Annotated in this window: 16 protein-coding genes; 12 read left to right on the top strand and 4 right to left on the bottom strand. The window is 59.8% G+C overall.

All coding sequences use genetic code 11. The features are described 5' to 3' along the window. The first annotated feature begins 2 nt into the window (after nt 1-2). Together ACILSO_RS11330 and ACILSO_RS11335 are read left to right on the top strand one after the other, a co-directional pair. Entirely contained in the window at nt 3-1244 is a 1242-nt protein-coding gene (locus ACILSO_RS11330; protein WP_395737513.1) for an MFS transporter, read from the top strand. 6 nt (nt 1245-1250) lie between these two features. Next, the gene (locus ACILSO_RS11335; RefSeq protein WP_395737514.1) at nt 1251-2441 is read left to right on the top strand and encodes a sialidase family protein; all 1191 of its coding nucleotides are present in this window, start codon (nt 1251-1253) and stop codon (nt 2439-2441) included. A 6-nt stretch (nt 2442-2447) separates the two neighbouring features. Here ACILSO_RS11335 and ACILSO_RS11340 read toward each other — a convergent pair whose 3' ends face one another. The 3 genes from ACILSO_RS11340 to ACILSO_RS11350 all read right to left on the bottom strand — a co-directional run bounded on the left by ACILSO_RS11340 (nt 2448) and on the right by ACILSO_RS11350 (nt 6599). Continuing rightward, the gene (locus ACILSO_RS11340) at nt 2448-2879 is read right to left on the bottom strand and encodes a hypothetical protein (protein WP_395737515.1); all 432 of its coding nucleotides are present in this window, start codon (nt 2877-2879) and stop codon (nt 2448-2450) included. 46 nt (nt 2880-2925) lie between these two features. After that, nucleotides 2926-5232, bottom strand: coding sequence for a response regulator (locus tag ACILSO_RS11345; RefSeq protein WP_395737516.1), 2307 nt, complete (start codon nt 5230-5232; stop codon nt 2926-2928). 113 nt (nt 5233-5345) lie between these two features. Then, nucleotides 5346-6599, bottom strand: coding sequence for an SHD1 domain-containing protein (locus tag ACILSO_RS11350; protein WP_395737517.1), 1254 nt, complete (start codon nt 6597-6599; stop codon nt 5346-5348). Between the two features lie 153 nt (nt 6600-6752). Here ACILSO_RS11350 and ACILSO_RS11355 point away from each other — a divergent pair, with 153 nt between their 5' ends. From ACILSO_RS11355 to ACILSO_RS11400, 10 genes are all read left to right on the top strand, one after another. Continuing rightward, the gene (locus ACILSO_RS11355; protein ID WP_395737518.1) at nt 6753-7127 is read left to right on the top strand and encodes a ComEA family DNA-binding protein; all 375 of its coding nucleotides are present in this window, start codon (nt 6753-6755) and stop codon (nt 7125-7127) included. Between the two features lie 181 nt (nt 7128-7308). Then, nucleotides 7309-7854, top strand: a complete 546-nt coding sequence (locus ACILSO_RS11360; RefSeq protein WP_395737519.1) for a NuoI/complex I 23 kDa subunit family protein — start codon at nt 7309-7311, stop codon at nt 7852-7854. 2 nt (nt 7855-7856) lie between these two features. Beyond that, complete coding sequence (locus tag ACILSO_RS11365) at nt 7857-8438, top strand: NADH-quinone oxidoreductase subunit J (RefSeq protein ID WP_395737520.1); 582 nt, start codon at nt 7857-7859, stop codon at nt 8436-8438. Next, nucleotides 8435-8752: an NADH-quinone oxidoreductase subunit NuoK gene (gene nuoK, locus ACILSO_RS11370; RefSeq protein WP_395737521.1), complete on the top strand. Its 318-nt coding sequence runs from the start codon at nt 8435-8437 to the stop codon at nt 8750-8752. Before ACILSO_RS11365 ends, nuoK begins: the two co-directional genes overlap by 4 nt. Nucleotides 8753-8761: 9 nt before the next feature. After that, nucleotides 8762-10663, top strand: coding sequence for an NADH-quinone oxidoreductase subunit L (gene nuoL, locus ACILSO_RS11375; RefSeq protein ID WP_395737522.1), 1902 nt, complete (start codon nt 8762-8764; stop codon nt 10661-10663). Between the two features lie 12 nt (nt 10664-10675). Continuing rightward, a complete protein-coding gene (locus ACILSO_RS11380; RefSeq protein ID WP_395737523.1) occupies nt 10676-12151 on the top strand; it encodes a NuoM family protein in 1476 nt (491 codons plus the stop codon). A gap of 7 nt (nt 12152-12158) precedes the next feature. Next, nucleotides 12159-13631 carry an NADH-quinone oxidoreductase subunit N gene (locus ACILSO_RS11385; RefSeq protein ID WP_395737524.1) on the top strand — a complete coding sequence of 491 codons (1473 nt, stop codon included), beginning with the start codon at nt 12159-12161 and terminating at the stop codon, nt 13629-13631. A gap of 124 nt (nt 13632-13755) precedes the next feature. Continuing rightward, on the top strand, nt 13756-16140 hold the full coding sequence (locus ACILSO_RS11390; protein WP_395737525.1) for a S16 family serine protease: 2385 nt from the start codon (nt 13756-13758) through the stop codon (nt 16138-16140). Nucleotides 16141-16169: 29 nt separating this feature from the next. Continuing rightward, nucleotides 16170-16724 carry a hypothetical protein gene (locus ACILSO_RS11395; RefSeq protein ID WP_395737526.1) on the top strand — a complete coding sequence of 185 codons (555 nt, stop codon included), beginning with the start codon at nt 16170-16172 and terminating at the stop codon, nt 16722-16724. Nucleotides 16725-16879: 155 nt separating this feature from the next. Further along, the gene (locus ACILSO_RS11400; protein ID WP_395737527.1) at nt 16880-18127 is read left to right on the top strand and encodes a hypothetical protein; all 1248 of its coding nucleotides are present in this window, start codon (nt 16880-16882) and stop codon (nt 18125-18127) included. Between the two features lie 6 nt (nt 18128-18133). On the opposite strand, the gene ACILSO_RS11405 is transcribed toward ACILSO_RS11400, so the two are convergent. Next, on the bottom strand, nt 18134-18565 hold the full coding sequence (locus tag ACILSO_RS11405) for a DUF5069 domain-containing protein (RefSeq protein ID WP_395737528.1): 432 nt from the start codon (nt 18563-18565) through the stop codon (nt 18134-18136). Nucleotides 18566-18591: the final 26 nt, after the last annotated feature.

Here is an 18591-nt window from a genome sequence, read left to right on the forward strand (position 1 = left end):
CCATGAGTTCAACTCCCCGCTCCTCCCTCTGGAAATGGTACCTCTGCGGCCTCCTCCTCCTGGCCACCACCATCAACTACATGGACCGGCAGACCCTGGCCAATGCGGCCGATGCCGTGAAGGCGGAGTTTGGCATGAATGACGCGCAGTATGGCCACCTCGGCACCACCTTTGGTCTCGCCTTTGCCGCGGGTTCCCTGCTGTTTGGTTTCCTGTGCGAGCGCTGGAGCCTGCGCTGGCTGTATCCCCTCGTGCTTGGCGGCTGGTCCCTGGCGGGCCTCTTGTCTTCCTGGGCCACCGGCTACTCTGAGTTCATGGCAGCGCGGATCATGCTGGGCTTTTTCGAGGCGGGCCACTGGCCTTGTGCTTTGAAGACCACGTTCAATCTGCTGCGTCCTGAAGAGCGCATGATGGGAAACAGCGTGCTTCAAAGCGGTGCCTCCATCGGCGCCATCATCACGCCGCATGTGGTTCTCTATCTTTCCCAGCATCATGCCGAGGGCTGGCGTTATGCCTTTCAAGTTGTCGCTTGGTCCGGCGTCGTGTGGATCGCCCTCTGGCTGCTCTCTTATCGCCAGCCGTCATCGCCATCTGCTGCAGCAGAATCCGCGGGATCTCAAAGCTCTCTCCTGCCGCTGCTTCGGAGCCGCCGCTTCTGGGCCATCGCCCTGCTGCTCATCGGCATTCAGATTCCATGGCACATGATTCTTCAGTGGCTCAAGCTCTTCCTGCTCTCCCGCGGCTACGATCAGGGGCAGGCCGCCCAGTTCATTTCGTTCTATTACATCGCCACAGATCTCGGCTGCATCGCCGCTGGCATTCTCTCCATGCGCTTGGTCAAAGGCGGCGGGGTCGATGTGCATCATGCCAAGCGCCGCATCTTCACCTTTGCGACCTGCGGTGTGTCCTTCATGGTTCTCATTCCGCTGCTGGCCAAAGGCTGGCTGCTCATGGCCGTCTTGCTCGTTGTCGCTGCGTGTTCACTGGCTCTGTTTCCTTGTTACTACAGCTTTGTGCAGGAGCTTTCCGCTTCGCATGTCTCCCGTCTTACCGGTCTGTTCAGCATGTGGGTCTGGGTCATCACCTCTCCGCTGCATTCACTCTTCGGTATCATCGCGGATTCCACTCACTCCTATGACTGGGGTCTCGCCCTCACCGGCCTCGCCCCCTGGCTCGGCGTCCTCGCCATGAAGCTCCTCTGGGACACGCAAAAGACGAACGACTCCACCGTCGCGGCGCGTTGAGTCAGCATGCTGCGTCTCCTGCTGTCCATCCTCCTCGTCGCCCCGGCTCTTCAAGCCGCCGAGCCCTACGAGCTCAAGCTCGAAACCATCACCAAGGGCTACGACGGCAAAATGTGCTGGGTGCATGCACGCGCAGGCGCCATTCCCGGCAGCCCGCCGCAGGTCGTGCTCACCATGCAGAAGCTCCTGCTCACCGGCAGCGATGTGTTTTATGCTCTGAACCACCTCAGAACCTCCGACCTCGGAAAGACATGGACGCCGCCCTTTGAAAACACAGACACCCTCGGCCGCCGAGAAGAGCCGGACGGCGTCATCGTAGCCGCCTGCGACTTCACGCCCAAGTGGCATGCGAAATCCGGAAAGCTCCTCGGCATCGGCCACACCGTGCGCTATCGCGACAACAAAGTCATCGCCGAGCGTGTGCGCGAGACGTGCTTCTCCGTGTATGATCCGCAGAAGTCCGTCTGGACCCCATGGGCTACGCTGCCCATGCCCGCCGACTCCAAGTTCTACAACGCAGGGGCAGGATGCGTGCAGCGCGTGGATCTGGAAAATGGCGACATCCTTCTGCCCATCTACTTCAAGCGACCGGGAGACAAATACTACGGCGTGACCGTGCTTCGCTGCAGCTTTGATGGCAGTTCGCTGCGCTTCATTGAGCAGGGCAATGACCTGGCGCTGGAGTCCGGGCGCGGAGTGTACGAGCCGTCCCTGATTCGTTGCGGCGGGAAATTTTATCTGACGCTTCGCAATGACACCGCCGGGTATGTTTGCGTCAGCGATGATGGCCTGCATTTCAGCGAGCCGAAACGCTGGGACTGGAGCGGTGGCGGCGAACTGGGGAACTACAACACCCAGCAGCACTGGGTCACGCACAAAGATAAGCTCTACCTCGTTTACACCCGCAGAGGTGCTAACAACGACCACGTCTTCCGCCATCGCGCTCCGCTCTTCATGGCCGAGGTGGACAAAGCTAATCTCACGGTGAAGCGCGACACCGAACGCATCCTCGTCCCCCAACGCGGCGCACGCCTTGGCAACTTCGGCGTCTGTGAAGTCAGCGAAAACGAAACCTGGGTCACCGTCACCGAATGGATGCAGAAAAACGGGCCGGACATCATCATCAAGCCCGACAACCAATATGGCGCAGACAACAGCGTCTATGCCGCCCGCATCCTGTGGAAGGACGACCAGTAGAGCGCCTCACTCCAAATACTCGCCCGCGATCACTTCCTCCTCGTCCTGCGTGGCATGGATGGCTCCTGAGATGACACGTTCGGTCACTTCATCCAGATAGCTTTGCAGCACCTTGCTAAGCTCCAGAAACTCCGGCCACAGCGTCTCGTCCACAAAGCTCCGCGGCACCCGCACCATCACTGTGGTTCTGCGCTGGCGCGCATAACGGTAGGGTCTCAATTCATAACGCCGCAGCAGCGCCGTAAAGAGCTTCTTCGACCAGCCATCTGCAAGAGTGAACTTGTATTCGATCGGCCGCTCCACCTTTGCGGCCTCACCGAGGCGGCGTTTGATGCGCGCGATCGCATCCGCAGCCGCTTCCTTCTCTCCAAGCGTCGCCGCACCGGCATACAGCCGCTCGATCTTGCTCAGTTTGTCCAGGAGGTCCTGTTCGCGCATGCGGCTTCTTGCTCAAGCTGCGTGCTCTTGTCAACGAGCACCCGCCTTATGATGTACGGCGGATGCCGCGCGTCGCCAGAATGTTGCGCACCAGGCGCAGCATGTCGGCGGGCTCATACGGCTTGGGCAGCACGGCGGCAAATCCATACGATGCGGGATTGGCCATCACGGGATCATCCGAATAGCCGCTGGACACGATGGCAAAGACTTCAGGATCCATCGCTCGCAGCTTTTCCATCGTTCGCACGCCGCCCATGCCGTTGGGTATGCTGAGGTCGAGAATGACGAGGTCATAGGGACGCCCTTGCGTCATGCCTTCCTGATACATGCGCACCGTCTCGGTGCCCTCGGCGCTTTCCGCCACATCGAAACCGTTGCTGGTGAGATTGCGCACGATCAGGGAGCGCACCAGCGGATCATCTTCCAGCACCAGGATGCGTGGATTGGCGGCGGTCAGTTCCGGCGGCGCATCAAACACCTTGCTCAGTCCAAACGCGTCCGCTTCCTCGCCGTCGGAATCCAGCGGCAGGTAGAAGCGCACCGTGGTGCCCTTGCCCTGCTCCGAACTGACCGTCAGCGAGCCTCCATGGGCCTTGGCGATTGATTCGCACACTGTCAGGCCCAGACCCGTGGCATTGTCCGCCTTGCGGGTGCTGAAGTAGGGCTCAAAGATATGCGGCAGGTGCTCCGTCGGAATGCCTTCGCCTTTGTCCTCCACTTCGATGGCCAGGCCGGACGGCTGGAAGTTCGTGTCCGTGACCATCTCGCCTGGGAACATCTCGGCGTGATCCGGCGCGAAGCACCTCACGATGATCTCGCCCCCGTTCGGCTGCGCCTGTTCGGCATTGCGGATCAGATTGCTCAGCAGCCGGCGGATCTGCGCTCCATCAATGGCGATCTGCGGCAGCCCAGGCTGCACCTCGATGCGGTACTCCACTCGGTTAGCGCGGGTATGATGCGTGAAGAAAGTCTCGATGAGGTCGCCCAGACGGATCTGCGTTTTGATCGGCGCACCCCCACGGGCGAAAGTCAGCAGCTGCTGCACGAGATTCTGCGCCTGCAGCGTGGCCTGCTTCGCGGTGTGCAGTTCCGGCAGCGTGATGGCGTTCCGCAGGCGCATCTCCGCGAGCGAGATGTTGCCCAGCAGAACGGTCAGCAGGTTGTTGAAGTCGTGCGCAAATCCACGCGCCAGCAGCCCGAGAGATTCGAGGCGGTCGATGCGGTTGCGCCTCTCCGCCTCCTCGCGCCGCGCCGTCACATCCTGCACCAGCAGCAGCAGGCCTTCGGCAAAGGGATAGCCGCGCATCTCCAGCCAGATCTGTTTTTCGTCCAGATAGATCTCCCGGTTCACCGTCTCCCGGTGCAGCATCGCATGCGCAAAGGCCTCGTGGTGCAGTTCGCGCGTCGCGGTCGGCATGATGTCCCACAGTGAAAGGCCCAGCATGTTCTGCAGGCTGCGGTCAAACAGCCGCAGGGCGCTCGCATTCGCGTACGTCACCCGCCAGCGGGCATCCAGCGCAAAGAGCGGATCTGAAATGCTCTCCACCACATCCACCAGCGGTGCGGTGCTGCGGTTCGGGGCTGTCGGCTCCACCGGTGCCTGCACCACAGACGCACGGAAGAGAATGATGAGACCCGTCAGATTCCCCTGTGCATCACGCAGCGGGGCGGTGCGGTCCTGGATCGGCACGCGTGCGCCTGCCTGCGTGGTAAGGTAGACCGTGCGCTCGGTCGTCTGCGTGTCCGTCTCCACAGACAGGATCTCCGCCGGCTCTCCGGTGCTCTGGTAAATGCGAAACACCTCGTTCAGCGAGCGGCCCACCGCTTCCTGGGCATTCCAGCCCGTGGCTCGCGCGGCAGAGGGGTTCATGAATACCACCCCTCCGGACAGATCTGCAGCGATCACGCCGTCGGCGAGGCTTTGGAACGCTTCAAAGTAGCTATGCTCCCGGCGCTGACGCTCGCTCTCTTCAAAATGCCGCTGCGCAGCTACTTCTACGGCCAGACGCAGCTCGTCATGGTTGAAGGGCTTCAGCAGATAGCCGTGTGGATGCGTCTGCCGTGCGCGGGCCACGGTGTCCAGATCGGCACAGGCTGTGACATAAACGATGGCCACGCGGCTCCGACGTTGCAGGGCGCGCGCCGTTTCAATGCCGTCCAGCTGTCCAGCCAGGTGTACGTCCATCAAAACCAGGTCCGGTCGAAGTTCATCAAACCGCTCCAAGGCTTCCTCTCCGGAGGCACAGATCGCCGCGACCACATACCCCAGCTTGCCGAGAGTCGTAGCCATGTCGCAGCCGACAAGGCCCTCGTTTTCGACGATCAAGATGCGAATGCGATCTGAGCTGGTCATTTCAGGGGTGGAACTATTCTAATCGAGATGAATTAGAAACGCCATAAGAAATCTAACTCCTTTTATGGAACTCCAGAAGATCCCCCCTCTTGCACCTAACTGTTCAAGAGAACTCATTTTGCTCCCGAGACCGGGCCGTTTTTCCCGGGGGGAAAGAAGGTCACGTCCACCCCCTCCTTGCGCAGTCCCTTCTTCACCTCTTCGCTCAGCTGGGCATAGCTGCGCTCCCGCAGGAGGTGCGCTTTGACGGCGGCCTCCTTTTCTTCCTTGGTTTTCGCATCTTGCACCTGGCGCAGGTAGGCGATCAGGTTGGCCGCATCGCCCTTGCCGTCGATATGGTAGAAGAAATACGTCAGCAGGCAGGCTGAGCCGTAGTTGGCTGTGGCGGGTCCCCCGTCGGCCAAAGCGGCGGCCCAGCGGTCGCCCTCAATGGTCATCAACTCTTCCAAGTCGATCATGCCATAGCCTTCCCCACCGGCGGCCGGTGAGTATTTCCTCTTGGTATACCCCTGCAGCCTGCGGTTCAGACCGATCAGGCTGAACCGCCCGTTGCTGTTGTACTCCAGCAGGCTGACGTAGTCGGCGGATCCCTCGACGTACCAGGTTGGCAGTTTGTTCAGCCAGTAGTTCATCATCTGGTGGGTGATCTCATGGATCAGAGTCGCATTGGACTGGTCGCTGCCCTGCTCCAGAGACACACGGTTGCCCACCATCTTCACCCCCAGGCTGGAAAGGGGCACCATGAGGGCCTTCTTGCCGCGGGAGTAAACCCCCGCCGAGCCTTCCATGCCCCCTTCACTCATGTAGTCGGACTTTTCGGTGAACAGACGCGCCAGAAAGTAGTTTCTCAGCGGCTCGGGTTTTGGCTGGAAGTCCATCGGCAGCACGTTGTTGATCAGCCAGGTGGCTTCAAACATCCGGCCAAACTCCCGCACCACGTTGGTGCCCAGCTTGGAGTCGCACTGAAATTCATAGTGCGGAGACCGGTAGACAAACTCCTTCGCCTCCGCGTCTTCCTTGACCACCGTGACCACAGGCTTCTCCTCCAGCGCCACGCTGCGCGGCCAGGTCTTGCTGGCAGCGGGAGCCCCGCGCTCGGCCGCTCCAGCCGTGGTGCCAGCGCCTGCCGCCCCTTGATTTTTGGCAAAAGTCTGGTCCTCAGCCGACAAACGATTCAGCGGCACCGTGAAAGTGCTGCCGTTCGCCATGCGGATTTTCACCCCTTCACCCTCCATGGCCACGAAGGCCGCCTCGATCTTGCGCCCGTCCGTGCTCGTCCACGTATGCATGGCAGGTGCGGCGGTTTGAGCCTGCAGGAGGGCGGACATCAGCACGAAAGTGGCGCCCAGGTTGGGGAGGGTCTTCATCCCGCCATTTTGCGAGGAACATTCGAGAATGTCGAGCCTTTAGGTTTCTCTCACTGCCAGATCATGCGGAAAAAATGAGACATCCCTCAATTTTTACTGGCCAGCCCCCGCGATATTCCAATACCCTTCCACAAGTTATTTACTCACCAGATTATGAAATTCTTCGTCTGCCTTCTCTCCGTTCTGGTTTTGAGCTGCGGCATTGGTGCAGCACAAGGCACCACCAAATCCAAGGCGCCTCCCAAGCCATCCGCCAAAGTGGAGGCCGTGGCCAAAACCATGACCGCCGACCAGAAAGCCCAGCTGCTCAACCTTCTCAACCAGGGCGATGACGCGGCTCTCATGGCCATCCCTGGCATTGGCGAAGTCCGTGCGGCGGCCATCAAAAAAGCCCGCCCCTATTCGGGTGTCACCGACGTGCTGGGCGTCTCGGGCATTGGCGAGGGCACCTTCGCAGGCATGGTCGAATACGCCAGGGCAGGGTTCAAGAAACCGGAGAAAAAGGCGGCTGCGAAGCCCGCTCCCTAGGTGTGCAGCCTCCGGAGGCCGGTCTGCCCTCCACCGCCGTTTCCAGCTTGGAACCAGGTTGCACTGGAGGGATTTTGCCGATTTTGGTTCCACCTTGTGAAATTTTTCACAAATAGCGGTTGCTGCGCTGCGTGACGTTCGGATAATCAAATCCGACTCCCCTGCGCTTCCCTGCTATTTCATGGCCACTATCATTGTACAACGTCCCAAGCTTGCCTGGCATGAGCGCTGGTTCATTTCCACGTTGCTCAAGGGACTGAAAATCACGGTCGGTCATGGCATCAAGACCTTCCGCCAGATCGCTGGCGGCAAGCCCAAGGTGACCATGGAGTACCCGGAGCAGAAGTGGGACGATCATCTGCCCGAGCATTACCGCGGCGCTCCCGCCCTCGTGACGGACGAGCAAAACCGCGAGCGCTGCGTGAGCTGCCAGCTCTGCGAATTCATCTGCCCCCCCAAGGCCATCAAGATCATCCCCGGGGAGATTCCCAGCGATGATCCCTGGGCCAAGGTCGAGAAGCGTCCGAAGGAGTTCGACATCGACATGATTCGCTGCATCTACTGCGGCATGTGCGAGGAGGTCTGCCCGGAGCAGGCCATTTTCCTGCGCAAAGACTACGCCATCACCGGTCTCTCACGCCAGGAGATGGTGCACAACAAAAAGCGCCTCTATGAAATCGGCGGCCAGCGCGTGGGGCTGGTGAACAAGTGGAACGAGCTCAAGTAATAATGCCCCCGCTTCTGTTCTATCTCTTTGCACTGATCACCCTGGGCTTCGGCTTCATGGTCGTCACCGGGCGCAATCCCGTCACCTGTGCCCTCGCTCTTGCGGCCTCCTTTGTGGGTCTGGCGGCGCTCTTCCTGAGCCTTGATGCCTATTTCATCGGCGTCATCCAGATCCTCGTCTATGCCGGCGCGGTGATGGTGCTCTTCCTCTTCATCATCATGCTTCTGGACATCAAGACGGAGGAGGGCAAAAAGCTCAATGTGCCCGCCATCGTCTCCGGTGTCATGCTGGCGGTCCTGCTCACCCTGCAGATTGTGACGGTTTCCAGCGGCACGGATCTCGCGAAGAAAACCACTACGGAGGCCTCGCTGGCCCTGCCAGAGGCGGCAGGAAAGCTCGACAGGGCGGCCCGTCTGCCCACCATCACAAATGATCTCAAAGCCGGCGAACTGCCGGACGCCAAGCTGATCGGCTTCACTCTGTTTGATCAGTACGGCTTCCACCTTCAGGTCGTCGGCCTGCTGCTTCTCGTCGGCACCGTCGGCGTTGTCGTTCTCAGCAAACGCGAAAGGAGCGCTCCATGATCACCCTCGGCCACTACCTCGTCGTCAGCGGCATGCTGTTCTCCCTCGGCCTGGCAGGCGTCATTGCCCGCAGAAACATCATCATCGTCTATATGTGCCTGGAGATGATGCTCAGTGCCGCCAATCTCGCGCTGGTCGGCTTCTCCCGCTTCCATCTCGTCAACGGCCTGCCCGACTACCCGGCGCAGTCGCTCGTCTTCTTCACCATCACCGTGGCCGCCGCTGAAGTGGCCGTCGGTCTTGCCATCATCGTGGCTCTCTTCCGCTCCAAGCAGAGCGTGGATGTCGAGTCCGTCACCAAACTTCAAGGATAACGCGCCCGCATGAACGCCAGCATTCTCCTACTGCTGCCATTTTTTTCGGCGCTTCTCATCCTGCTGGGGCACCGCCAGCTTAAAGGCGCTGCCGTGCTCATCTCGGTGGGCTCCTCCATCATCGCCTTCCTCGGCAGCCTCGCCTTCCTGGCAGCTTCGGATGACGGCAACGGCATCAAGCCTCTTTTGCCTTTCATCGAAGTCGGCCAGTTCCACGCGAGCATCGACGTCATGATCGACAAGCAGAGCCGCGGCATGATGTTCATCGTCAGCTTTATCGGCATGCTGGTGCACATCTTCTCGCTCGGTTACATGAAGGATGATGAGGCAAAGCCCCGCTTCTTTGGCTCGCTCTCCCTCTTCATGTTCTCCATGACGGGCATCGTGCTCGCCGGGAATCTGATCATGATGTTCATCTTCTGGGAGCTGGTCGGCCTGAGTTCCTACCTGCTCATCGGACACTGGTATCAAAAGCCCAGCGCAGCCGAAGCCTGCAAAAAAGCCTTTCTCACCAACCGCATCGGCGACTTCGGCTTCATGATCGGCATCCTGCTGCTCTTCGGCCTCAACAAGGGCGATCTCTCGCTCGACAGATTGTCGCTCGAGAACCTTCGCGACGCCTTTGTGCAGGGCGGGCCGCTGTTTGACGTGCAAAAGTCAAATCCAGGAATCATCACCGCTGCCGCTCTCTGCATCTTCATGGGAGCCGTGGGCAAGTCCGCCCAGTTCCCGCTCCACGTCTGGCTGCCGGACGCCATGGAAGGCCCCACGCCCGTTTCCGCCCTCATCCACGCCGCAACCATGGTCGCCGCCGGTGTGTACATGCTGGTGCGCGTCAGTTTCCTCATTGAGGCCTCTCCGCTTGCCTCGGAAATCATCGCTGGTATCGGCTGCTTCACCGCCCTTCTCGCAGCCCTCATGGCCACGCAGCAGAATGACATCAAGCGCGTGCTCGCCTACTCCACGCTCTCACAGCTTGGCTACATGGTCATGGCCGTGGGCGCTGTGGCCATGCATGTTCAGCACAATCACACCGTTGTCGGCGCGCATCCCGGCCATCCGGCCATGTTCCATCTTTACACGCACGCCTTCTTCAAGGCGATGCTCTTCCTCGGCTCCGGTGCCGTCATCTATGCCTGCCATCATGAGCAGGACATCTGGAAGATGGGCGGCCTGCGCAAGCACATGCCCATCACCTTCTGGACTTTTGCCATCGGCACCCTGTCCTTGATGGGCCTTCCCTGGATCACCAGTGGCTTCTGGAGCAAGGAGGCCATTTTGGGCGCGGCCTATGACAGCGGTTGCAGCATTCTCTTCCACGCGACCACGCTCACCGCCGTCCTGACATCCTTCTACATGATGCGGCTGCTCATCGTGGCCTTCTTCGGCAAGCCTCGCACCGACTCGGCGCATCACGCCACCGAAGTGCCGGTCATCATGCTCCTGCCGCTGGTTCTGCTGGCAATCTTGTCCATCTTTTCTGCCTGGGGTCCCATCACCTCGGCACTGCAGGCCTATGTGCCCGAGCATGAAAAACCCCACAACACGGTGCTCGCAGCCTCCATCCTGGCCTTCCTCATCGGCGCCGGCGGCGCTATCTACCTCTATCGCGGCAAGGACAAGGACCCCGTCAATATCAAGCTTTTCGCCAACAAGTTCTATTTCGACGAGATCTACACTGTCATCGTCCGCATCTTCCAGGATCGTGTGGCTTGGATCGTCACCGCCTTGGAGCGCGTGTTTGTCGATGGCATCATCGCCCGCCTTCCTGCGGCCATCACCGCCCGTCTCGGAGCCGCCACCCGCATGCTTCAGGGCGGCCATCTGCAGGGTTACACCTTCCTTCTCGGCGGCGGCGTCATCGCTGTGATTTATCTTGTCGTGTTTGTGCTGCCGCATCTGGGCCATTGATGGAGAAATTGAATGAGCGTTCTTGAAATAATCATCGCACTCCCGCTGCTGGCCGCTCTGGCGGTCTGGCTCGGTGCGCCTGCCCGCGCCGCCTCCCTCGGCGCTACTGTCATCAACCTCATCCTCGTGCTCTCCACTGCGGTGCAGTATCTGGGAAAGACAGGCCTGGACAAATCCGGCCTCGCCTTCACTTCATCGCGCCCCATCCTTGAGAATCCTTCCCTCAGCTTCGCTGTGGGTGCGGACGGCATGGCCCTCATCCTGGCCCTTCTCACCACGCTGGTCATGCTCGCCGCCCTCTGGCAGATCGAGGACCGCCCGCCAATCTTCTATGTCTCTTCGCTGCTCATCGGCGGCGGCGCGCTGGGCGCCTTCCTCACCACGGACGTCTTCTTCATTTACGCCTTCCACGAGCTCGCTCTGATTCCCACCTTCCTCATGATCGCGCTTCATGGTCGCGCCGAGCCTGCCCAGCGCAAGGCCGTCGCGTGGAAGGCCACCATCTACCTCGGTGCCGGCAGCCTTGTGCTGCTCGCCGGCCTGGCATGGCTGGTGCTCGAGTTTAGCGGCGGCTCCAAGCTCACCTTCGACCTCATCGCCCTGCGCAACCAGGCCGCCCAGGCCCCCCTGCCAGATGCAAAGCAGGCGCAGATCTTCTTCGTGCTTCTGCTCGGCTTCGGTTCTCTCGTCAGTCTCTTCCCGTTTCATAGCTGGGCAGCTCCTGCGTATGCCACCGCCCCCACACCCGTGGCCATGCTGCACTCCGGCGTGCTGAAAAAATTCGGCCTCTACGGCCTCATCCGCATCGCCCTCCCGCTCCTCCCGCAAGGGGTTCATGTGGAATGGGTGCAAAATGCTCTCCTGTTGATGCTGCTGGGCAACATTCTCGTCATGGGCCTGGTCACCATCCATGCCAGCCGGCTTGACGACACGCTGGCAAATTCAAGCGTCATGCACATGGGCTACATCTTCCTCGCCATCGCTGCGGGCAGTGAGATCGCCTTGAAAGGCGCGGTCATCCTCATGTTCGCCCACGGCATCTCCATCGCCCTGCTCTTCGGCCTGTGTGGTCGCATGCGCAATCAGCTTGGCACCCTGGAGTACAACAAGCTCGGCGGCCTCGCCACCCACGCCCCCTCCTTCACGGTCCTCTTCGCCTTTGGTGCCTTCGCCTCCATCGGCCTTCCGGGCCTCACCAACTTCGCCGGGGAAGTGATGGTCTTCCTCGGGAGCTTCACCAATCTCACCCCCGCTGGTTTGACCAATCTCCACTGGACCGTCATTCTCGCGCTTTGGGGCGTGGTCATTTCCGCCGTTTACATGCTGCGTGCCTACCGCAGCATCTTCCACGGTTCCCCAACCACCGGTCTTTTCATGATCGATCCCGCGTTCTCTCAGCGCGTGCCCTTCATCCTGCTCGCCACCACGCTGCTTGTCACCGGCTGCTGCCCCTGGCTGCTGCTCAACCTCATGAAATCCGCGCTGTAGTCCTGCCATGAGCGTTTTCACCATCGAAATCGGCCTTGCCATTCTCGGACTCGCACTGCTGCTGGCCGAAGCCTTCAAGCCGGAAATCTCCCGCCGCACCCTCGGCCTCACCGCCATCGCCGGCACGGCGCTTGCCCTGGTGCTCTTCATCTTTGTGTCTCATGACACCGCCAGCCTGCCCGGCTTTCTCAAAGAGTGGCATCAGCTCGACAATCTCGCGATCTTCTACAAAGGCTTTTCGCTCGTCATCACCATCCTCGTGCTCTGGCTCACGCTCGAATGCGCTCCCTACCTCTCGCGCTTCACGCTCGATGGCAAGCTCGCTGAAATGTTCAGCCTCCCTCTCATCGTCTGCGCTGGCATGATGTGGATGGCCTCGGCCCGTGACCTCGTCACCGTCTTCGTCTCGCTTGAGCTTGTCACCGTTTCCTTCTACGTCCTCGTCGCCTTTGCCCGCAAGAGCGCCTTCAGTCTCGAAGCCGGAGTGAAATACCTCATCCTCGGCGCCCTTTCGACCGGCATCCTCGTCTATGGCATCGCCTGGACCTACGGTGCCACCGGTACCATGAGCTTCGAAGGCATCGCAAAGGCGCTCGCCAATCCTGCCACCAGCAAAACCGCCGCCCTTTTTGGTGCCGCCATGCTGCTCTGCGGCCTCGGCTTCAAGGTCGCCGCAGCCCCCTTCCATATGTGGGTGCCGGACGTGTATCAGGGCGCGCCCACTCCCGTCACCGCCTTCCTTTCCGTGGGCTCCAAAGCTGCTGGCTTCGTCGTCCTGACTCGTGCGCTGGATGCCTTCCTGGCTCAGGGCTCCGTCATCGCCGCGGAGGTGCAGTCGCTGCTGCTCGTCGTGGGTTCGCTCACCGTTCTGCTCGGTAGCCTGCCCGCCATGTTCCAGACCAGCGTGAAGCGTCTGCTGGCCTACTCCAGCATCAGCCACGCTGGCTATCTGCTCCTCGCCCTCGCCAGCCGCGAGAGCGCCCGCTTTGATCTTTCGTCCGGCGGCATCGTCGGTTTCTACCTGGCCACCTACCTGCCCATGACCGTCCTCGGCTTCCTCGGCCTCGGTCTCATGCGCGCCAACGGCCTTGGCGAGGAGATCAAAGACTTCACCGGCCTCGCCAAGCGCAACCCGCTCCTCGCTTTGCTGATGACCCTCTCCTTCGCTTCGCTTGCCGGTCTGCCCCTCACCGCCGGATTCCTTGGCAAGCTTTTCGTCTTCATCGGCCTCGCCGACCACGGTTACTGGGGTGCCCTCAGCTGCGCCATCATCGCCGCCGCCGCCGGCTTCTACTACTACTTCAAGACCATCCTCGCGATGTACACCACCGAAGGTACCGACGTCCCCGTCCTGACCTTCTCCACCGCCGCCAAAGCCGTCGCCGGTGCCCTCGCCCTCGCCATCCTCATCCTCGGGGTCTATCCCAAGCCCCTGCAGCGTGTGCTGACGCCCGAGACTCCGAACGTGGTGGCGAAGTGATGGTTTTCTGCGAAAGAAGCTCCCAGGATCATCTCGCCAGAGTTTGAGATCGGTCTAAGAAAAAGCGCAATAGCATGCAGCTTTTGGTTTTGACACTCTGTGGGCAAAACTGCTACAAGACGGCATGAGAATATCGGCGATCTGCCTACTTGCGTCTTACTTTGGCATCCTGGCCGCGCGGGACGTCTGCCACGCACAGACCGCAGCCCCTGCCGCTGAGGTGGAGCTCAACTTCGACACCTTGTTTGAATGGAAAAAGCCCTGTGCATGGAATGCGGAAAAGCTCGAGGCGAAGCTGGCGGCACTGGAGACTGTGCCCGGCAAAAAGTTGTACTCTTTGGATAATTCCAAAACGTTTTCGCAGCCGTCTCAATTGTTCAACCCGCTTTATAACAAGGCCTACAAGCTCAAATATTTTGTCTTTGGCAACAAGAGCTTCGAACCGGAGTCAGTCCGCGTGATGTGGGGCAGTGGCCAGATCTCTTACATCGGGATCAGGTATCCGGCGCAGGCGGGAGAAAAGGAGGCTTCGCCTGAGCTGCTTGCCAGCATCGGGGATGCTCTCGGCGCTCCCTCATTGTCCCGCACGGGCTCGGGTTATGCGTGGGAAGGGGAGCATTATAATGCCACGGGTTCATTCACGCGTTCGCTCGATGACACGATCTTCTTTGTGAGCGTGCGCCCTCGCAATCCGATTGCTCTCGTAGCGGAGAAGCCAGCCGGGACTTCTTCCGGAAGAGTCTCCCCAACACCTGTTCAACAGGGCAAAACACTCATCGACCTCGATGGGTTTGTTGATTGGAAAAATCCTCTCGACCTAACCCAGGTCGCGTTCGAGTCCCTCATGAAGCAGCTTGAGACGAAACCCGGCTGCAGGGCCTACTCTCGCATCAAGAACGTGCATCAGAACGGAGACGTTACCTACTCAAGTCTCATCAACCCGACACTAACCCCGGAATACTTCATCGAGATGTCCATGCTCAAGGGACGATTCAAGCCAACTCTTTTCAGAGTGGACTGGGTGGAGGGACGGGCCAAATCCGTGGTCGCCTTATTTCATCATCCACCTGAACAAAAGGCTGATCCGGCGGAAATTGTGGAAGCGTTTGACGGCCTCCTCGCGCACACAGCCGAGCGGCGCTCAGATGCTTACTTTGTCTGGACTCACGAACGTTACATTGCCAGCTACAGCTGCTACCCAGGCGATGCACCCTTCAGACTGGAGTTTAATCCTCCCCAGGCTGCCATCGCCAAAGCTCCAGTGCAGCCCACGGACCCTCTTCCTCCGAAGAACATGCCAGTGCCGCCTGGGCCCATGGTAAAACCTGAGCCTGAGTTTAAACCGGAACCCAAGCCGCCCGCTCCCGCGCCATCATCCACCGCCGCCGCTTTCAAGCTCCGCCTTACCCAGGTCAATGGCCTGCTAATCTCCCCTCTCGCCAATGGCGAAGAATCCGGCCACGTCACCAAAATGACTCTCACCGCCCTGCCCAGCCGCGGCACTCAGGAGAGCTGGCTGGAGTTCAATCAGGAAGTCGGCGGCAGCATGAGGCGCTGTCTCAATGAAGTCAGCAAGCTTTCTCAACTGCGCAACGATGTCTGGCCTGTTGGTTACAGCCTGCAGATCGGCTTTGAGGACAAATACATCGAAAAAGACGGCCCCTCGGCCGCCGTCGCCTGTGCATTGCTCGTCGAGTCCGCGCTCACCGGCAAGAAGTGGGACCCGGCTTTTGCGGTGACGGGAGACCTCAATGCCGATGGCAGCGTGCAGCCCATCGGCGGCGTGCGCGCCAAGATCCGCGGTGCCACCAATGGCAGTTGCAAGATCGTCGCCGTGCCCTCCAAAAACGAGCGTGCCGTTGCCGATCTGCTCTTGCTGGACGGACCCGCTCCGCTCGTGGGCATCACCGTCTTCGGCATCAAGACCTTTGACGATGCCATGACCCTCGCCAGCCCTGACCGTTCCGAGGGCATGAAGCTCGCGCTCGCCGACTTCGATGCCATGCGCACCGTCATGATGCGCGATCCCAAGCAGATCATGCCGCTGCTGCGTACCCCGCATGCCAGTGCCAGACTGCAGGCCCTGCTCTTCGTGGCCCCAGATTGTTATTCGGCCAAATACCTCCTCCTGCATGCGCAGGGTAAATCCGCGCGCACCCTTTCCCTCGGCGGTTCCATCGAGGCCGCACAAAGCAGCGCCCAGGCCATCGTGAACTCCATCGACAACGACGTCACCACCGCCATGTCCAGCCTGAAGCCGGATGAAGTCGGCACCAGCCTCAACAAGCTCCGCAATCTGCGCCCCATCCTCGACCAGCGTGTCTGGCCTTACGTGGATGCTATCACAGATTATGGCGATGTGATCCGCAGCGCCATCGTCAATCCGGTCCGCTCTGGCGCCCGCTACCTCGATCTGGTCTCGAAGGCCAAAAAAGCCGCAGGCTCCGCCACCGCCGCCTTCAACACCCTCATGAACACCTCCCAGGTGCGGGAGGAACTGGGGCTGTAACGCCATTCATACTGCGAAACATAAGTCTCATGAAATCATTCCATCTGTCAGTCTTCCTCATCACACTTGCCTGTCTTTTCTTGGCCCAGCCCACCATTCACGCGCAGCCAAAACTTGCCAGAAACTGCGTGGACGAGCTGATCAACTGGAAAGATCCTTGGAGTCTTACTCCGGCAAAGTTCAGGGAGATTGGCGCAGCTTTGTCGAACACCGAAGGTAAGCTTCAGGTTTTGACGAAGAACGATGGCCTCATGATCCTGAGTGCCAGCATGGGTGGAAAGCTCACTCTCTTTGAAGGTAAGTTGAATATTATCAGTCTGAGGGCCACCTTTACGAATAACAAAGCCACCAGTTTGACCGTTGACATGGGACAACTGTCGCAGCCTGCCACGCCAAGCATGGCGACAAGATTAAAAGCTGAAATAACGAAAGCTGCTGGGGAAGGCACCCCCAAACCAGGACCGGCCGGTTCAAAAGAGAGTATCGAGTGGAAGGGACCCAATTACGTTGTTCAGATGGAAGAGCGCATTGATTATAAAAAAGATCGAACCGGTGTTTATATAGTAGATTTCAGCCGCTTGTAAGAACAAGCCCTCCATGGACAGCAAACACAAAGGGTGACTTTTGAAACCCTTGTGTCCACTGGACTATCTGCGCAGTCGCCGGTGACCAACACATCCTCGATGACGATATGGCGAAATGATTGACTTGCCTGCACCGGAGCAGTTACAACCTCCGCATGAAACGTAGCGTTTGCTTTGCTATCATCGCCCTCTTCTCCCTGCAGGTGCATGCCCAGGAGCGCAAGCTGCCTGAACTCTCCGCCAACCTCGACGCCCTCCTAAACTTCGCCTCCCTCTGGCAGTGGTCTTCCGCCGACTTCGAAAACAACTACGTCCTCAAGCTTGAAGACCAGGAGAAGCAGCAGCAGCCCCCGCAGTTCGAATGGGTCAGCAGCGCCAAAGACCGCGCGCGTTTTTCCCGCCACATGTTCAGCAATGCGGAGACCAATCTCACCATGTTCGGCGGCTCCATCAAGGTGGAGGAAGCCATTTTGGAATTCGTCAATGGCAAGGCTGCTCGCGCCACGATCTCCTTCTACAATCGCGGCGACTCCGGCGACATCGACGTCAAGGAGTTCGACCGCATCTTCAAAGTCATCGGCCAGAATCTCAGCCAGGTGATGAAGGTGGCGCCCAAGCGCCAGACGCTCTCCTCCAATGCAGCTCTGCCCACCACGGGCTGGAACTGGACCTCCCCGGCGGGCATCGCCCTCCTCGAATACAATGAGTACAACACCCCCGGCAAAGTCACCAAACCCGAGTTTCTCCGCTTGAAACTTGCCTCTCCGACTCAGGCCGACTGGAGCATGGGCAAGATGGCCACCGGCGTGCAGCGCATGGAGCTCCTTCAGCGTGTCAAAAAGACCCCTGGCGGCGATGTCTACATTTCCGGCGTTCCGATGGTGGACCAGGGGCAGAAAGGCTACTGCGTCGCCGCCAGCTGCCAGCGCTTGTTTGAGTACATGCGCATTCCCTGCGATCAGCACGAGATGGCCAAGCTCGTCAGTGTGGATGCCGAGAGCGGGGCCAGCATCATGGCCATGCAGAAGAGCCTCGCCAAAATCGACGGCGCCTTCAAGGTCACCTTCAAGCCTCTGGTAAACCCCGAGCTCTACTACGCCGCCAATCGCAAGCGTCGTGTGTCCGAAAAGGAGTTCAGTTCCATCGTCAAAGAGTACACAGACAAAGGCGTGCCGCTGCTCTGGGGTTTGTCGCTTGGCGAGAAACCCGAAGACCCACCGCTGCCGAATGGCGGGCAGGTCAGCGGCGGTCACATGCGCATGGTTATTGGTTATAACCTCGCCAAGAACCAGATCCTCTTCACCGACTCCTGGGGCGCCGGCCATGAACTCAAGCGCATGTCCATGCCAGATGCCTACGAAGTCACCATGGGCCTCTACTCCATGGCTCCTCGTGGCTTCTGATTGTGATCACGGCGCACGCCCTTCTTCGACATCCATCATGTCAAAGAAGGTGATCAGGTCCTCACGATGGGCCAGCCCCGCCTCCGCACGTTGTTTGATGAGTCCCTCCGTGGCTGCATCCCGCCAGCCACGCTTGTGCATGAAGCCGTTCCAGATTTCGATCTGCTCGACCGTGGGCCGGTTGCCGTTCAGGCAGCACCATTCCAGGATCTCCTCATCCGTGCCTCCTTCCAGCGTGCGTGCGGAGAGTTCGCTGAAGTCCACGCCGAGGAATTTGCACACCCGTTCGTCAAACGTGCGGCTCCCTGCCAGATACCCCAGGTGATAGCCCTCGGGCAGTTTGCCCTCCTTCGCGTTGAGCCGGATTTTATCCAGGATGCGGCCAAACACGGCGATGCCGCCGACGAGATCACGAGGAGAACGAATGGGAAAAGCCATGCGCCCTTTTACCGAGGACGCATGGC

This window comes from Prosthecobacter sp., from assembly GCF_044226605.1.
Taxonomy (GTDB): Bacteria; Verrucomicrobiota; Verrucomicrobiia; order Verrucomicrobiales; family Verrucomicrobiaceae; genus Prosthecobacter.

Coding starts and splice junctions, on each gene's coding strand:
- ACILSO_RS11395 (WP_395737526.1), top strand. CDS start 16,170: ATGAAATCATTCCATCTGTCAGTCTTCCTCATCACACTTGCCTGTCTT.
- ACILSO_RS11400 (WP_395737527.1), top strand. CDS start 16,880: ATGAAACGTAGCGTTTGCTTTGCTATCATCGCCCTCTTCTCCCTGCAG.
- ACILSO_RS11385 (WP_395737524.1), top strand. CDS start 12,159: ATGAGCGTTTTCACCATCGAAATCGGCCTTGCCATTCTCGGACTCGCA.
- ACILSO_RS11405 (WP_395737528.1), bottom strand. CDS start 18,565: ATGGCTTTTCCCATTCGTTCTCCTCGTGATCTCGTCGGCGGCATCGCC.
- ACILSO_RS11350 (WP_395737517.1), bottom strand. CDS start 6,599: ATGAAGACCCTCCCCAACCTGGGCGCCACTTTCGTGCTGATGTCCGCC.
- ACILSO_RS11330 (WP_395737513.1), top strand. CDS start 3: ATGAGTTCAACTCCCCGCTCCTCCCTCTGGAAATGGTACCTCTGCGGC.
- ACILSO_RS11360 (WP_395737519.1), top strand. CDS start 7,309: ATGGCCACTATCATTGTACAACGTCCCAAGCTTGCCTGGCATGAGCGC.
- ACILSO_RS11380 (WP_395737523.1), top strand. CDS start 10,676: ATGAGCGTTCTTGAAATAATCATCGCACTCCCGCTGCTGGCCGCTCTG.
- ACILSO_RS11355 (WP_395737518.1), top strand. CDS start 6,753: ATGAAATTCTTCGTCTGCCTTCTCTCCGTTCTGGTTTTGAGCTGCGGC.
- ACILSO_RS11340 (WP_395737515.1), bottom strand. CDS start 2,879: ATGCGCGAACAGGACCTCCTGGACAAACTGAGCAAGATCGAGCGGCTG.
- ACILSO_RS11390 (WP_395737525.1), top strand. CDS start 13,756: ATGAGAATATCGGCGATCTGCCTACTTGCGTCTTACTTTGGCATCCTG.
- ACILSO_RS11345 (WP_395737516.1), bottom strand. CDS start 5,232: ATGACCAGCTCAGATCGCATTCGCATCTTGATCGTCGAAAACGAGGGC.
- ACILSO_RS11335 (WP_395737514.1), top strand. CDS start 1,251: ATGCTGCGTCTCCTGCTGTCCATCCTCCTCGTCGCCCCGGCTCTTCAA.
- ACILSO_RS11365 (WP_395737520.1), top strand. CDS start 7,857: ATGCCCCCGCTTCTGTTCTATCTCTTTGCACTGATCACCCTGGGCTTC.
- nuoL (WP_395737522.1), top strand. CDS start 8,762: ATGAACGCCAGCATTCTCCTACTGCTGCCATTTTTTTCGGCGCTTCTC.
- nuoK (WP_395737521.1), top strand. CDS start 8,435: ATGATCACCCTCGGCCACTACCTCGTCGTCAGCGGCATGCTGTTCTCC.